The organism is Candidatus Krumholzibacteriia bacterium (genome assembly GCA_035649275.1).
In the GTDB taxonomy this organism is placed as follows: domain Bacteria; phylum Krumholzibacteriota; class Krumholzibacteriia.
This window is the reverse complement of record DASRJW010000029.1, coordinates 101,713-117,170: the sequence shown is the minus strand read 5'-3', so window position 1 is coordinate 117,170 and position 15,458 is coordinate 101,713. Positions and strand designations below refer to the sequence as shown.

13 protein-coding genes and 1 tRNA gene are annotated in these 15,458 nt (G+C 70.5%); 5 read left to right on the top strand and 9 right to left on the bottom strand.

Annotated elements, in window-relative coordinates:
* The 3 genes from VFE28_03240 to VFE28_03230 form a co-directional block, all read right to left on the bottom strand.
* The coding region (locus VFE28_03240; GenBank protein ID HZM14992.1) for a CoA-binding protein at positions 1–206 on the bottom strand (206 nt) is incomplete at its 3' end.
* A gap of 403 nt (positions 207–609) precedes the next feature.
* The gene (locus tag VFE28_03235; GenBank protein ID HZM14991.1) at positions 610–2,580 is read right to left on the bottom strand and encodes a sigma 54-interacting transcriptional regulator; all 1,971 of its coding nucleotides are present in this window, start codon (positions 2,578–2,580) and stop codon (positions 610–612) included.
* Positions 2,581–2,605: 25 nt separating this feature from the next.
* Complete coding sequence (locus tag VFE28_03230; GenBank protein HZM14990.1) at positions 2,606–3,190, bottom strand: GNAT family N-acetyltransferase; 585 nt, start codon at positions 3,188–3,190, stop codon at positions 2,606–2,608.
* A 132-nt stretch (positions 3,191–3,322) separates the two neighbouring features.
* On the opposite strand from VFE28_03230, the gene VFE28_03225 reads away from it, so the two are divergent.
* Both VFE28_03225 and VFE28_03220 read left to right on the top strand, forming a co-directional pair.
* Positions 3,323–4,648 (top strand): M20/M25/M40 family metallo-hydrolase, encoded by a 1,326-nt coding sequence (locus tag VFE28_03225; GenBank protein HZM14989.1) that lies wholly within the window; start codon positions 3,323–3,325, stop codon positions 4,646–4,648.
* The gene (locus VFE28_03220; GenBank protein HZM14988.1) at positions 4,570–5,805 is read left to right on the top strand and encodes a citrate synthase; all 1,236 of its coding nucleotides are present in this window, start codon (positions 4,570–4,572) and stop codon (positions 5,803–5,805) included. The genes VFE28_03225 and VFE28_03220 overlap by 79 nt, the downstream gene beginning before the upstream one ends.
* Here the strand turns inward: VFE28_03220 and VFE28_03215 are convergent.
* Positions 5,789–7,753 (bottom strand): tetratricopeptide repeat protein, encoded by a 1,965-nt coding sequence (locus VFE28_03215; GenBank protein HZM14987.1) that lies wholly within the window; start codon positions 7,751–7,753, stop codon positions 5,789–5,791. The genes VFE28_03220 and VFE28_03215 overlap by 17 nt on opposite strands.
* Positions 7,754–7,816: 63 nt before the next feature.
* Between VFE28_03215 and VFE28_03210 the strand changes: the two genes are divergently transcribed.
* Genes VFE28_03210 through VFE28_03200 form a run of 3 tightly spaced genes read left to right on the top strand, consistent with a single transcriptional unit; the run spans position 7,817 to position 12,308 of the window.
* Positions 7,817–9,883 (top strand): GreA/GreB family elongation factor, encoded by a 2,067-nt coding sequence (locus tag VFE28_03210; GenBank protein ID HZM14986.1) that lies wholly within the window; start codon positions 7,817–7,819, stop codon positions 9,881–9,883.
* A gap of 6 nt (positions 9,884–9,889) precedes the next feature.
* Positions 9,890–10,729, top strand: a complete 840-nt coding sequence (locus VFE28_03205; protein HZM14985.1) for a ferritin-like domain-containing protein — start codon at positions 9,890–9,892, stop codon at positions 10,727–10,729.
* Between the two features lie 34 nt (positions 10,730–10,763).
* Complete coding sequence (locus tag VFE28_03200) at positions 10,764–12,308, top strand: right-handed parallel beta-helix repeat-containing protein (GenBank protein HZM14984.1); 1,545 nt, start codon at positions 10,764–10,766, stop codon at positions 12,306–12,308.
* Here the strand turns inward: VFE28_03200 and cutA are convergent.
* From cutA to VFE28_03175, 5 genes are all read right to left on the bottom strand, one after another.
* Complete coding sequence (cutA, locus tag VFE28_03195) at positions 12,289–12,633, bottom strand: divalent-cation tolerance protein CutA (protein ID HZM14983.1); 345 nt, start codon at positions 12,631–12,633, stop codon at positions 12,289–12,291. The genes VFE28_03200 and cutA overlap by 20 nt on opposite strands.
* 54 nt (positions 12,634–12,687) lie before the next feature.
* Positions 12,688–12,764 (bottom strand) — tRNA-Arg (locus VFE28_03190).
* Positions 12,765–12,819: 55 nt separating this feature from the next.
* The gene (trpB, locus tag VFE28_03185) at positions 12,820–14,022 is read right to left on the bottom strand and encodes a tryptophan synthase subunit beta (protein ID HZM14982.1); all 1,203 of its coding nucleotides are present in this window, start codon (positions 14,020–14,022) and stop codon (positions 12,820–12,822) included.
* Positions 14,019–14,654, bottom strand: a complete 636-nt coding sequence (locus VFE28_03180) for a phosphoribosylanthranilate isomerase (GenBank protein HZM14981.1) — start codon at positions 14,652–14,654, stop codon at positions 14,019–14,021. The genes trpB and VFE28_03180 overlap by 4 nt, the downstream gene beginning before the upstream one ends.
* Positions 14,651–15,454: an indole-3-glycerol phosphate synthase TrpC gene (locus VFE28_03175; protein HZM14980.1), complete on the bottom strand. Its 804-nt coding sequence runs from the start codon at positions 15,452–15,454 to the stop codon at positions 14,651–14,653. Before VFE28_03175 ends, VFE28_03180 begins: the two co-directional genes overlap by 4 nt.
* Positions 15,455–15,458: the final 4 nt, after the last annotated feature.

Genomic DNA, 15,458 nt, shown 5'->3' with positions numbered 1-15,458 from the left:
CGCTCCAACCGCTCCGGCAGGTCGAGGACGCTGCGGAAGGCCGGGATCCCCTCGATGGCGGCAGCGGTGAGGTGCACCGGGTACACCTCCCAGCCGGCGGCGCGATAGGCCCGGACGGCGCGGTTGCCATATTTGGCGCGGCTGGTGGAGGCCCCCACCACGGCCACCCGCTGCTTGCCCGTTTCGCCGAATACGTGCTGTTTCATCGCTGTTTCATCAATGAATCACCATTAAAATGCCGATTCAGCATATTCTCCGACACGCCGCCCGGCCTCGAACCGGCGAAGCTAACTGACGCCGCCGCAAAAGTTTGCCGGCCTGGAGCGGGACCGACTGGAATTGGCGCGCTCCCTGCAAGAGTGGAAAGTGGAGATCGCGAGAGCGGTCCCGGGCTGCTGGGTAGCACGCGAGCTGCCGAGAGGCCCTTCCCCGCGCCAGACGATCGTGACGCTCCCCTCGGCACGGTCGGTCGAGGCTCCGCTCCCCCTCGGAACCTCCTGAGCGCGTGGGATCGATTCGACTGGCGAAGCGAGCCTGGATCCCCACGCAGGCTGTCGCGGGGAGGCGTGCGCAGGAAGCCCGCCTCCCCGTGTTTTTTTATCGTCGTCTTCATGGCAGCCGCCAGCGGCCGCGCCGCAGCGCCGCCGCCGCTTGTTCGATCTCCGTCAGGTAGGTCTCTGGCACGCGCCGGTAGACCTCGTGCAAGCGCGCCCGAGCCTGGGCGCCAGTCCGGCGCTGCCAGGATCGCAGCGGCCGGACGAAGGCCTGCACCTTGCGCCGCAAGCGTGGCGAATGCGGCGCCCGCGGCGCCAAATGCTGCAGGGCGGCATCGACGGCATAGGCATGACCCACGAGGGCGCGGAAAAACTCCCCGCACAGGTAGTAGTCGAGGGCGCCGCGATCGAAGACCGGCACGGCCTCGCGCGAGGCCCCCTGGCGCCGCTGTTCCTGCAGCGACCGCGCCGCGGCGGAAAGATTGAAGCGATGCTCCCGGAGCCGCTCCAGGACCCAGTTTCCCACGTCCTCGACGCCGTTCGGACTCGCCAACGTGGGAGGAGAGGGAAGCGTCGGAGGGGCATCCCGCACCTTGCGGGCAGATTCCACCAGGCGAGTCACCTCGGCCGTGGGCGGAGGCATCTCGGCGCGCTCCTCGGCAGCCTCGTGAGCAGGCCGCGCCCGGCGTGGCTGCAGCCCCTGACTCGAGGCGCGGCGCAGGACCCGTTCGAGCTCGTCGGCATCCACCGGCCCGCGCGCCGCTTTCGGCACCAGGAGTTGGCGCACCACGTTCTGCAGCTGGCGCACGTTGCCGGGAAAGAGCTCGGAGCGCAGCCGCCGGCGCCCTGCCGGCGTCAGCCGGCGGGCCGGGCGCTGCAGCTCGGCGGCATGCTGGGCCATAAAGTGCTCGAAGAGGACCTGGCGGTCGTCGCCGCGCTCGCGCAGCGACGGCACCCGCACCGGGCACACGTGAATGCGGTAATAGAGGTCTTCGCGGAAGCGCGATTGCCGCACCAAGGCGGCGAGCTCCTGGTTCGTCGCCGCCACCACGCGCACATCCACCGGTACGGGCCGATCGCCCCCCAGCCGCCGCACCTGGCCTTCCTGCAGCACCCGTAGCAGTCGCGTCTGGCTGCGCAAGTCCATGTCGCCGATCTCGTCCAGGAGCAGCGTGCCGCCATCGGCGCGCTCGAAGGCGCCGCGAAAATCCCGCGAGGCGCCGGTGAACGCTCCCTTCACGTGCCCGAAGAGCTCGCTTTCGATGAGCTCTTGCGGGATGGCGGAGCAGTCCACGGCCTCGAAGGGCCCCTGCGCTCTCCGGCTCGAGCGATGCAGCAGGTGCGCCGCCAGTTCCTTCCCCGTCCCCGTTTCACCCTCGACGAGAACGGTGTAATCCGTGTCCGCCAGCGAGACGATCTCCTCGAGGTGGGCGAGCATGGCCGCACTCTCTCCCACCATGGCGGCGGCGTCCGGGTAGCGCGACCGGAGGTGCCGGAGGCGCGAGGCCACGCCGCGGCCACTGCTGGCGAGAGGGCGAGAATCCGCCGGCGCCGGCCGCTCCTCCGCCAGCGGTACGCCGCTGTCAGAAGCGCAGCCGAGGAGACGCAGGCGCAGCAGTTCGGCCATGTCATTGCAGCCGCCGATGGCGTCCGGCGCCACCAGCTCTTGGGTCACGAGCGAGGGGCCGACGCAGAGGAGCCCGCGCAGCTTGCCTTCGGCGTGCAGGGGGAAGAGCCAGGCTTCGCCGAGCTGCGCATCCAGCGGATGCAAGGCCCGCAAGAGGCCCCGTCCCGCCGGGCGACGGCGTGCCGCCTCCAACGTCAGCGGGCCGGTTTCGAGCAGGAAGCCTTGTGCCTCCGCCGGCAGGCGGAAGCGGCCGCGCAGCCGTCCGGCGCCGAGGCCGAAATGGCTCAGCAAGTGCAGGGGACCCTCGTCGGCACGCCAGAGCACCGCACCCGCCGCCATGCCTTGGATGCCGGCGATGCACAGCAAGCCATCGCGCGCCACCTCGCGCCAGGTCCCGAGCGGCAGCAGCTGCCGGGCGAGCTCGAGCAGAGGATCCTGTGGGCTATCGACCGAGTCCATCCCCGCATGGTAGCGGAAAGAGGTCCTAGGCGGCGCGTGACACCGGAAGCGGCGAGCGCATCCACACCCGCAACAGCAAGGCGCGGAGGAAGTGGGTACGCCCGCTGTTCACGAAACCATGGTGCTCGAGGGCGCGCAGCGAGGGAACGTTGCCGGCGAGCACATGGGTCAGCAGCCGGGCGTAGCCGAGGCGCGCTGCCTGGGCGCAGCGTGCTCCCACCAGTGCCGTGCCGATGCCGTGACCACGCACGAGCGGCCGCACATAGGCCTCGTAGAGATATGCAGTCCCCTCGGGCAGGCAGATCTCGCGACCCAAAGGCGGCAGGAACACGCGCCCGTAGCCGAGCCAGGCCCAGCCCACCGGCTGGCCTCCCTGCATGGCCACGACGAGATCGTGATCGTGCAAGAGAGCGGTGCGGAACTGCGGCCAGTCGGCCTCGTTGCCCGCATGCTGGCAGATCCAATCGCGCCGCGCATGCCGATCGAGGAAGCGGATCTCGACCCCGGCGGGCGCGGTGGGCTCCGGCACGGCCTCCGGGCCGAGCGCGCGTTCGAGGATCCACAGGCGGTAGACGCGGAAGTGTGTGCGCAGGAAATCCCCGGGTCCCATCGCCCGTCCTCCCAAGGAAGTGTGGAGACGTCTCCAGGCAGCAAGAGGCATGCCTCGGACGGTTGCATAGTGTGGAGTCGTCCTGGCAGGAATGCTAGAAGAAAGAAGCAGCGCGGTTTCCAGGAGCCCGGAATGAGTACCTCGATCACGAGCGCCGAGAGCGCGAGCGAAACTGCCGCGGCGGAGTCGCTGCTGGCGCGCTTGGATTTCCCGCGCCAGAACGGCACGCCCGGTTTGCAGCAGGCGCAGGCCGGTCTCGAGACGGCGCTGCGCGCTGCTGGGCTCGAACCCGCGACCCTTCCCTTCGCTTGCCACCCTGCCCGCGCCGACGCCGCCGCGCTGGCGCTCCTCTGCGTCGCTTTCCTCCTCGGCCGCGCCGCCTTCCGACCTTCGCGCCGCTGGCTGGCGGCGGCAGGCTTGGCCCTCGCCGCCGCGCTCCTGGCCGGTGCGGGCGATCTGGATCGGCTCCTGCCGGCGACCACGGAAGCAGTTCTCGTCACCCAAGTCGAGCCGCGTGGCGCGCCGCTCCGCCACGTTCTCCTCAGCGCGCACTACGACAGCAAGACCGAGCTCCTCGATCATGTGGGGCGCGGCATCGTTCTCGGCGGCGCCGCCCTCGGCGGGGCGGCCACGGCACTGCTGGTGCTGCGGCGACGGCGGCGCGCCTTGCGCCCGCTGGGAGTGCTCACGGCCTTGGCGTTCGCCGCCGCGGCGGCAGTGCTCGCCTTGGGCGGCCTGCGGCAACCGAGCCGGGGCACGGTGGACAACGCCGCCGCCTGTGCGCTCCTCGTCGAGCTGGCCGCGGCCACTGCACGGCAGCCTCTCGAACACACGCGACTCACCTGCGTCTGGTTCGCTGGCGAAGAGAACGGTGCCCAGGGTAGCGCCGCGCTGGCACCGCGCTTCGCCGCCGAGCGCATCGACGCCTGCATCAACCTCGAAGCCATCGGCGCCGGCAGCGAAGCCGTGGTGTCCCGCTACGAGTTGCGCCGCCACGGAATCGAAGCGGCCAGCGCGGCGGTGCACGGCCAGCTCGAGCGTGCCGCCGGAAGCCGCCTGCGTCACCTGCCCCTGCCGCTCTGGACCGACGCCGGGGAGCTGCTCGGCGCCGGTGTGCCGGCGCTGACGTTGCTCACCGTCGAGCCTGGCGCCTGGGGCATTCGCCACCTGCACGGCCCGGGGGATACGCCGGCGCATTTCGTGTGGGCAGGGTACACGCGGGTGCGCGCGCTCCTGCAACGCTTCCTCACCCTCGAGGCGGCGGCGATTGCCCCCGCCGGAGCGAGCCGCTATCCTGCCGCCAACTTTGCCTCCGGAGGAACCGCGTGGCCCGGGAGACGCTCACCGTCGTCGACAATCGCACCGGCAGGACCTACGAGATCCCCATCCAGCACCGCAGCATCCGCGCCGCCGACTTGCGGCAGATCCGCACCGACGACCAGGACCTGGGCCTCCTGAGCTACGATCCCGGCTTCGTCAACACCGCCGCCTGCGAGAGCCGCATCACCACCATCGACGGCGAGCGCGGCGTGCTCCTCTACCGCGGCTATCCGATCGAACAACTGGCGGCGCAGGCCAGTTTCATGGAGACGGCATACCTGCTCCTGGAGGGAACGCTGCCCACGGCGGCGCAGCTGGCCGCGTGGAGCCTGAACATCACCACCCACACCATCCTGCACGAGAACGTGAAGAAGTTCATGGCTGGCTTCCGTTACGACGCCCACCCCATGGGCATGCTGCTCTCCACCGTGGGAGCCCTGTCCACCTTCTATCCCGGGGCTCGGGATATCCTCGATCCCGCCTCGCGGCGCTCCCAGGCTTTCCGCCTCATCGCCAAGGTTTCCACCATCGCTGCCTTCTGCTACCGGCACACCATGGGTCTTCCCTACGTCTACCCGGACAACGACCTCACCTACACCGGGAACTTCTTGAGCATGATGTTCAAGATGACCGAGACCCAGTACCGCGCCGATCCAGTCCTCGAGCGCGCCTTGGAGGTGCTCTTCATCCTGCACGCCGACCACGAGCAGACCTGCAGCACCAGCGCCATGCGCACCGTCGGCAGCGCGCACGCTGATCCCTTCACTGCCGTGGCCGCCGCCATGGGTGCCCTCTACGGGCCGCGGCATGGCGGCGCCAACGAGGCAGTGCTGCGCCAGTTCCTGGAGATCGGCCGGGTGGAGCGAGTGGCGGGTTTCGTCCGCCGGGTGAAGAGCGGCGAGTCGCGCCTGGTGGGCTTCGGTCACCCCGTCTATCGCTCCTACGATCCGCGCGCCCGCATCATCCAGGCCCTGGCCCCGCAGGTGTGCGCCGCCACCCGGCGCGACCCGCTCCTGGACGTGGCGCTGGAGCTGGAGAAGATCGCCCTGCAAGACGAGTACTTCGTCCGCCGCAAGCTCTACCCGAACGTGGATTTCTACTCCGGTCTCGTCTACCGCGCCCTGGGCTTCCCGAGCGCCATGTTCCCGGTGCTCTTCGCCATCCCGCGCACCGTGGGTTGGCTGGCCCAGTGGGAAGAGATGCTCCTGGATCCGGAGATCGAGATCGTGCGGCCGCGGCAGCTCTACCATGGCCCGGCGCCGCGCGACTTCGTGCCGCTCAAGGACCGGGCCTGAGCCGCTGTTGCAGCTCCGCATTCGTCGGGTCGAGCCTACGGCCGCGCTCCCAGGCGGCACGCGCTTCCTCCCGGCGACCGAGATTCTGCAGCGCCTCGCCGCGCACGAGCTCGAGGGTCGCGGTGGGGCGCATCACCTCCAGCACCGTGTCGAGCTCGCGCAAGGCGCGCTGACTCTGCCCGCTGGCGACGCAAGCCCGCGCCAGCTCCAGCCGCAACGACTCCCAGCTCGGATCCAGTTCCAGGGCGCGGGAGAGAGAGCGCACCGCCGCGGGCGCCGCACCCTGCGCTAGGAGGAAGAGCCCGTAGTAGCCGTGGGCCTGGGCGAAGAGGGGATCGGTCGCCACGGCGAGTTCGAAGTAGTGCACCGCGCTCAGCGAATCATGGTGTGCCCAAGCCAGATTCGCCAGGTTCACCATCGGCTCGACGTAATCCGGGTGCTGCTGCAGGATCCCCTCGTAGAGATCCACCGCCGCCTGCAGACGACCGGCGCGCTGCTCGCATTGCGCCGCGTGCGCCGCCGCCAAAGCGTGATCCGGCTGCAAGCGCCGCACCGCGGCGTAGCACTGCAGCGCCCGCTCGCAGTCCCCCTTCTGCTGGTACGCGGTCCCCACCCGGTACTGCGCTTCCACGGTATCGACGCCGCTCGCCCCCAACCCATCCAGCGAGGAAAACGTCCCCACCCCGGCGGCGACGGCGAGCGCCACCGCGGCTGGGCGCCAGGCGCGGCGCCACAGGACCTCGACCAGCCAGAGCGCGCCGCTGGCGGCGAAGACGGAGAGCACCGGGAGCAGCGGCGCCCGGTAACGCGCGGTGACGAAGAAGGCGACGATGGCGAGTGCATAGGAGGCGAGGAAGAGCAGGAGCGCCGTCTCCGCCGCCGTGCCGCGCCGGGCCCAGACCATGCCGACCACGGCGGCGGCGAGCAGCCAGGCGAAACTCCAGCCGGGCAAGCGCAGGAAGCGGGAGTAGTGCGCCGCGAAGTATTGGCGGTCGAAATCGCGCATGCCTTCGTGGGTGTGCAGGAGCTGCAAGACCTTCTCCCCGGTCTGCCGCAAGGCCAAGAGCGGCTGCCCGGCGCAGAAGCGCAACCCTTGGCTGTAGAACCAGCGGTCGCGCTGCGCCGGGTGCACGATGCCCGCGGCGCGGAGCGGCAGATCGTTGAACCTCCGGTATTCCGGACCGGGGCGGAGCGCGGCGGTGCGGCGCATCTCCGGATTGTTGCCGAGGTAGAAGTTGATGCCACCGTTGGCGCTGATCCACACCAGCGCGCCGCTGGCGTGGGCGTTGTGCACCGTCACCGGCAGGATCGGCAGCAGCGTCGCCGCCACCAGCACTGCCGCGGCTCCGACTCGTCGACGCCAGAGCAGCCAAGCGGCGAGGACGGCGAGGCTCGCCAGCACCGTGGGCACGGCGAGCGCCGCGAGCCCTGCCGCGATGCCGGCGCCGACGAGCTCGCGCCGACGCCCGCGCTCGAGGAAGCGCAAGAGCAAGAGCAGGAAGAGCAGATCCAGGCACATCGCGAGCGGTGTCGCCAGCAGATCTCCTTCCAGGTAGAGGGCGGCACGGTTGGTGGCGGCGAGCGCACCGGCCACCGCACCGACACCGACACCGCCGAGACGGAGACCGAGCAGGGCGGTGAGCGCTGCCGTCGTGGCGCCGAGCACGATCTGCAGCAGATGCGCCCCCTGCAGGTCGGGGCCGGTGACACGGAAGAGCGCGGCCAGGAGCAGTGGGTAGAGCGGCGGCATCATGAAGGGAGCATGCCCGGTGCCTTCACCGCGGGAGAGCGCCCAGCCGAGATCGCGGTAGTACTGCGCGTCGATGATGGGAGAGTCGTAGAAAGGATTGTCGCGGATGTCGAACAGGTAGAGTGCCCGGAGGGCGAGCGCCACCGCGAAGACACCGAGGACGAGCCCTCGGCCGCGCCCGCTGTTCGGTGCCGCCACGCGCGCCACGCCTCCGTCTGCCCGCATTGCTCGCGCCCGCGCTGCATACTACACTGAGCCGCAATGAAGCTCGATCCGGAGATCCGCGCGCTCCTCGACGAGGAGCGCTTCGACGCCGTCGAAGACCGCTGGCTGTCGCGGCTCGAGACGGCGCCCGGGGATCGCGATTTCTTCTTCCCCGTACTCCGCGCCATGCTGGAGCGCCAGCAGCAGGAGCGCGCCGAACTCCTGCTGCAGCTCTTCCTGGAGGCCCTGCCCCAGGAGGCGGGCGCCGCGGAGATGGAGGCGCTGCAGGAGCTCCTGCGCCTGTGGCCCGAGAGCCCTGCGCTCCGGGCCGCGGTTCTGGACGCCTTGCGCCGCCGGCACCGCGGCTCCCCCAACCTCGAACTCTTGCTGCAGCACTTCCGCCTCCAGGATGGCGCCGAACCGCTCGGCGCCCTGCAGCAGGTCCTGGCTTGGCTCGCTTACGACGTGGGCCGACCAGTATTCCTGCCGACCCGCGGCTGTGGCCGCGTCCGTGAACTCAACCTGGCGCTCGGAACGCTGCGCGTCGATTTCGCCGGCAACCTCCTTTCCTTCCGCCGCGCCGAGGCGGAGCACCTCCTGCAAGGGCTGGGTGAAGAGCATTTCCTGGTGCAGAAGCTCCAGGGCCTGCCGGCACTGCAAGAGCAAGCAGCCACCGCGCCGGGCGAGCTCCTGCAAGGTTTCTTCGCCAGCTTCGGCAGCCCGGTGCCGCTCGCGACGCTGCGCGAGCACTTGCGCGACGTGGTGCCGCAGGAAAGCTGGAACACCTGGTGGAAGCGTGCGCGCGCCGATCGCCGGCTGACGGTGAGCGCGGGGACGCGGCCGCTGTGCAGCTGGAGCCAGAGCGCGGCCGCGGCGGACGAAGATCTCGCCGCCGCCTTCGCCGCCGCCGCGCCGCTCGAACGGCTGGAGATGGCAAGGACGCAGGCGGGGCGCTCCGAGAGCTTGAGGCGCTTGCTCGCCCAAGGACTGCGGCGCAGCCTGGAGGGCGCGCTCGAACCGCCGCTCGCTCTCGAGACCCTCCTGGTGCTCGAAGATCTCGGTGACGGAGGCGAAGCGTCGGACACCCCGGCGAGGATTGCCGCGCTGTTGCGGCGTGACGACGCCGCGGCGGTGGTGAGCGGCGTGCGCGAACGCCGTTGCCGCGAGCGGGCGCTGGAACGCCTGCGCGACCTGCGTCCGGACTGGCCGCAGCTGTACCTCGACTGCCTGGGCAACGAAATGGACGGGCGCACCCTCGCCTGGCTCTACGAGGCGAGGCGAGGTGCCCCGGACCCGGCAGCGCTGGAGCGGTTGGTGAGCGAGACGCTGGCGCGACCGGCACGCTCGCCGCGCTTCTTCCTCTGGTTGTGTCGCGAGCTGCCCCAACGCCCCGAACTGTCGCCGCGGGCGGACTGGCGTCTGCTCCGCCGGCTCCTGGAGGCTTGTACCGACGCGGCGTTCAAAGGTCAGCGCCCGGCGCTCAAGGAGTGCTTCGACCCCGGTGGCGTCGCCGACCTCGCCCTCGCCGGCCTGGACGCGGAGCAGTCGGCGCAGCTGCTGGCGCTCCTGGAACGGGACGTGGGGCTGGAAGAGCACCGCAAACAAGAGCTCCGCAGCCAGGCGTGGTCGCGCTTCCCGGAGCTGCGCGAAGCGGCGGAGGAAGCGCTGTACAACACCAGTGAGGCGCTGGACCGCCAACGCGCCGCCTTCGACCAGCTCGTCCGCGTCGACCTCCCGCACAACACCGAGGAGATCCGCAAGGCCGCGGCGCACGGCGATCTGCGGGAAAACTTCGAGTACAAAGCGGCGCGGGAGCGCCAGGAGATGCTGTCGGCGCGGGCCCGGATGTTGCACGAAGAGTTGCGTCGCGCCCGGGCCCTGGAACCGGCGGGCATCGATCCGAGCGCCATCCGGGTGGGCACGCGGGTGAAGCTCGCGCCCTCGAGGCGCAACGGCAGCCCGGTGGTGCTCACCATCCTCGGGCCTTGGGATTCCGATCCCGCTCATGGGATCGTCTCCTATCTGGCGCCCGCGGTCGCGGCGCTGCTCGGCAAGCGCCCTGGCGAGGCGGTCCGCTTCGGCGACCAGGACTTCGTCGTCGAGCACATCGAGGTGTGGCGCTAAGTGGGCATGCTCCTCCAACGCGACGAGATCCGCTACGACTTCGGCGGCGCTCTCTTCACCTTGCCCGAGGACCGGGAGACCCTGGGCTGGGTCTTCAGCCAGTTCCTCTACGGCGAGATCACCGGCATTCAGGTCGGGCACTGGATCCACCACGCGCCGGACCTGGACAGCGCCCGCTTCCTGGCGGTGCAGTGCGCCCAGGAGCTGGCCCACGTGGATCTCATGTGCCGCATCCTGGCGCTGCTGGAAACGCCGCCGCAGCCGGCGCATCGCTGGGTCCGCTTCCTTGCTACGGATCTCATGGGGAGCCGCTGGGAGGAACATGTCTGTCTCGAGATGGCTCTCGGCGAGGGCGCGGTGCTGGCCGTCTTCTATGCGCTCATCGACACCGTGCCGGAGCCCAGGATCCGCCGTTTGCTGGAGCGGGCCGCACGCCAGGAGGAAAGCCACGTCGCCTTCGGCGAGGCGCGCACCCTGGAAGCGGCGCGCGACCCGCGCACCCGCCGGCATCTTCTCGGGCTGTCGCTGCTCAGCCTCGCCGCGCTCCAGCGTCTCGCCGCCGCCGCCGGGCGGCACGAACAGAGCCAGCATCCCGTGTGGCGGCAGCTGCCGGCTTTCGCCCGCCACGTGCGCGCGGTGGCAGAGCTGCGTTTGCTGCGGATGGGGGTCCTGGAAGCGCCTCTCGCTTCCCTGCCCCGCTTGCGGCGCTACCAGCTCCTGGGCACGAGCCTCCTCGGGCGCGTCCTGACACCTTTCCAGCCACGGCGCCGACGTCTCACCGCCACTTATTTGCGCGATCCGCGCTTGCAGCGATCTCAGGTTGCCCTGCATCCCCCACTGCCGTAGCATCGATCAGCTTGTCCCGGCCGCGGGGGTTGCCATGCGCTGCCGGATCGCCCTCTTCCTTCTCTGCACCGCCTGGACCCCTCTGGCCACGGCGGGAACCTTGTACGTCCCCACCCACGAATTCCCCACCGTGCAGGCGGCCATCGACTCGGCCGCGAGCGGCGATACCTTGGAGCTGGCGCCGCAGGTGTACGAGGAGAATCCGCTCATCGTCGACAAGGACCTCTGCATCCGCACCCGCGGCGGCGGACGCGCCATCCTCGACGCCTCGGTTCGCGCCGGCCAGGATGGCAACACGGGCAGCGCGCTGCGCAGCGTGCGCAGCCATGTCCTCATCGAGGACCTGGTGCTGCGGAACGGCGTCCCCGTCCCCAATGGCGCCGGCTACTGGGTCTGGGGCGGCAGCGTCGAAATGCGGCGCTGTCTCTTCGAGAACAATCTGTACGGCGTCCTGGTCTTCGCCCCCAACCCCGGCTCGACGCGGATCGTGGACTGCGAGTTCGTCGGCAACGGCGCCGGTCTGTGGAGCTTTCGCTCCACCGAGCTGGTGCGCTGCCGCTTCGTGAACAACTGGGTCGGGATCCGCGCCCAGGACTACGTCCAGTTCGAGGACGTGGAGGTGACGGGATGCGGTGTCGGCTGGCGCTGGGGTCCGGAGCTCTTCGCCCCCGCCAGCTTCCTTCTTTCCGGCGCTTCCGGCCGGCTGGATCGCGTGCGCGTGCACCACAACGACATCGACGGCGGCATCGCCGGCATCTGGCTCGAGGAGGGCCCCTTCGAGCTGCGCGACTGCGAGAGCAGCGACAACAGCACCGACGTCGGACCTTCGGGGCTGGGTGCGGTGCGCGTCACTTCCCTGCTGCTGGAGCGGGTCGTGCTGCGGGGCAACAGCAGTACGGGCCTTGCCTTCCCCGTGGGTGGCCTGTTCACCGACCGCAGCCAGGTGCGCGCCGTGCGCTGCCAAATCGCCGCGAACGAGGGAGTCGACAGCGGTGGCGGTGTCGCCGCCATCCGCAACTCCCACGTCGAGCTGGTCGGCTGCACGGTGCAGGACAACCGCTCCCCGCTCAAGGGCGGCGGCATCTACGCCAGCGCCTCCCATGTCTCGCTCGATTCGGTGCTGGTGGCGGGAAACAGCGCCCAGGGCGGCGGCGCCATCGCCATCGATCCGGGCGGCTCGGTGCGCATCACCCGTTCCACCCTGGTGGCCAACACCGCCTCGGGGGCCGGCGCCCTCTATCTGCTCGAGGCTTCCGGCGTGCTGGAGCAGAGCATCGTGGCTTTCAACAGCGGCAGCCCCACGCTCGTCTGCGCCGGCGATCTCGAGCGGCGCTGCAGCGACGTGTTCGGCAACTCCGACACCTCCGTCTGCGGCCGCGATCTGGGCGGCAACCTGGCGGTGGATCCGCAGTTCTGCGCCTTCGATCCGGCGCACCAGGTCTACGACGTGCGTCTCGCCTCCACCTCGCCGCTCACGGGCGTGGCGGGTTGCGGCAGACTCGGCGCCGCCCCGGTGGGCTGCGAGGGCTCGGCCGTGCAAGCTGCTACCTGGAGCACCGTCAAGTCCCTGTATCGCTAGCGCACTCGCGTTGCAGCCATTCCAGATACGGGGCGCTGCCGCTTTGCACCGGCAGGGCGAGGATCTCCGGCACCTCGTAGGGATGCTGGCGGCGGATCTCGCGCTCCACGGCTGCCAGGAGCACGCGACGCGTCTTGAGGAGGAGGAGCCACTCCCGCGCTTGCTCCAGCCGGCCGCGCCACCGGTAGCGGCTCGTCACCGGACCGAGGGTCTGCGCACAAGCGCAAAGCCGCTGCTGCAGGAGACTGCGGGACAGACGCGCGGCGAGCCGTGCCGAGGGCACGGCCACCAGCACCTGCACGAAGGCGCCGCGGGCTGACCGCACACTGCACGCTCCCGATGCACAAACCGCCCGGCCTCGAGGCCGGGCGGTCGAGAGTGGTACGCCCGAGAGGATTCGAACCTCCGACACCCAGCTCCGGAGGCTGGTGCTCTATCCAGCTGAGCTACGGGCGCACCTGATTCCGAGGTGGAAGGTACAACCGCGGCGCCGACCCCCACAAGGCCTCAGCTAAGAGGGTCCACCCCGGGCCTGAAGCACGGTGTGGAGATCCTTATCCCCCCGCCCGGAGAGGTTGAGCACCACGAGGGAGTGGGGCTCGATGCAGCGCCGCTCGAGCAGCAGCCAGCCGAGGGCATGGGAGCTCTCCAGGGCCGGGACGATGCCCTCGAGTCGCGTCAGGGCCTCGAAGCCCGCCAGCGCTTCGGCGTCACTCACCCAGTCGTAACGGATGCGCCCTCGATCGTGGTAGTAGGCGTGCTCCGGCCCCACGCTGCAGTAGTCCAGCCCGGCGGCGAGGGAGTGGGTGCCCAGAGTGTTGCCGCGCGCGTCCTGCAGCAAGTAGCTCTTCGTTCCCTGCAGCACGCCGACGCTACCGCCGGCGAAGCGCGCCGCATGGCGGCCGGGCTCGAGGTCGATGCCGCCGGCTTCGATCCCCACCAGACGCACCGAGGGCTCGGCGAGGAACTCGAAGAAAAGTCCCATGGCATTCGAGCCGCCGCCCACGCAAGCCACCAACCAGTCCGGCAGCTTTCCCTCGTGCTCCAGGATCTGGCGCCGGGCTTCGCGACCGATGATGCTCTGGAAGTCGCGAACGAGCATGGGATAGGGATGCGGGCCGAGCACGGAGCCGAGGGCGTAGTGCGTCTCCTCCACGTGCGCCACCCAGTCGCGCATGGCGGCGCTGATGGCGTCCTTGAGCGTGCGGCTGCCGGCGTCCACCGGCAGGACGCGGGCACCGAGGAGCTGCATGCGCTGCACGTTGAGCGCCTGGCGCTCCATGTCCACCCGGCCCATGTAGACATCGCACTCCAGTCCCAGCAGCGCCGCCGCGGTGGCGGTGGCGACACCGTGCTGTCCGGCACCGGTCTCGGCGATGACGCGGCGTTTGCCCATGCGCCGGGCGAGCAGACACTGGCCGACCGTGTTGTTGATCTTGTGGGCGCCGGTGTGGGCCAGATCCTCGCGCTTCAAATAGATGCGGGCGCCGACGCGCTCCGAGAGCCGGGAGGCGAAGTAGAGCGGCGTCGGCCGGCCGATGAAATCGCGGCGCAGCGCCTCGAGCTCGGCGGCGAAGGCGGGATCGGCGCGGGCCTCCTCGTAGGCTTGCTCCAGCGACGCGAGCGGCCCCACCAAGGTCTCGGCCACGAAGCGGCCCCCGTAGGGACCGAACCAACCGCCGGGAGTGGGCAGCGCTGCCGGTGCCTCGCTCATACCGGCCTGCCCAGGGCAGCGAAGAAGTTCCGCAGCCGCACCGGGTCCTTGAGGCCTGGGGCGCGCTCCACGCCGCTCGACACGTCGACGCAGAAGGGATGATGGATGGCGACGACGGCGCCGACGTTTTCTGCCGTGAAACCGCCGGAGAGAAAGACGCGCGCCGAGGCGGGCAGGCTCGCCAGCAGTCGCCGCAGCACCGCGTCTTCGAGGCGCAAGCCGAGACCGCCGCTGCGCCCGGACCCATCTTCGGCGTCGAGGAGCGCAGCGAAGACGTTGGGCGGTAGCGGCACGGCGCTGCCGCCCCCGCCACGGCGGACGACGATGGCGGGGACATCCAGGGCGCGCGGAAAATCCCGCGGCTCGTGGCCGTGCAACTGCACCAGATCGAGCCGCAGGCGATGCACCACCTCGTTCACTCTGGATGCGGCCTGATCCTGGAAGACACCGACGCGCTTGGCGAGTCCGGTGTCGAGACCGGGGAGCCAAGCGGCGGCCGTTCCCACCTCGAGGCAGCGCGGGCTCGCGGGGGCGAAGACGAAGCCGAGGAAATCGGCGCCGAGTCGCACCGCTTCCAGGGCGTCGGCAGGCCGGGTGAGGCCGCAAATCTTGATGCGCACTCGCTCGCTCACCCCCGACGCACCTCCCGCAAGAGATCCCGCGCCGCCGCCGCTGGATCGGTGGCACGCATCAGGAGCTCCCCCACCAGGATGGCGCGGGCGCCCGCAACGCGCAAGCGCTGGACATGGGCGGCGGTCTGGATGCCGCTCTCGCTCACGGCGAAGAGACCCGGTGCCAGCTGCGGCAAACTCTCCAAGCTCCGCTGCAAGGAGACCGTGAAGGTGTGGAGATCGCGGTTGTTGATCCCCACCAGGATGCGTTCTGGGGCCTGCGCCGCTGCCGCCGCCACGCGCTCCACCTCGGGCCCGGTGTGCGCCTCGAAGAGCACGTCCATTCCCAGGTCGAGGGCCAGCTGCGCCAAGGCTCGACTGCGCTGCGGCTCCAGGAGCGCGGCGATGAGGAGCACCGCGTCGGCGCCGGCGGCCCGCCCTTCCCACACCTGGTACTCGTCGACGATGAAGTCCTTCTGCAGCCGCGGCAATCCGGGAGCGCCGGCGACGGCGAGAAACGCCAAGGCTCCCTGGAAGTGATCGACTTCGGTGAGGACCGAGAGGGCATCGGCACCGGCACCGGCGAGGGCCGCCGCCAGCGCCGCCACCTCGAAGTCGCGGCGCAGCACCCCGGCGGACGGCGAGGCTTTCTTGAGCTCGGCGATGAGGGCCATGCCGCCGGGGGCGGCGCGCAGCGCCCGGGCGAAACCACGTGCCGGTGCCGCTCGGGCCGCGGCGCGCTCCACCTGCACCAGCGGCCGCTTCTCTCGGCGTTCGGCGAGGCGGCGCTGCACTTGGAGGACGATCCTCTCGAGAGGCATGCCT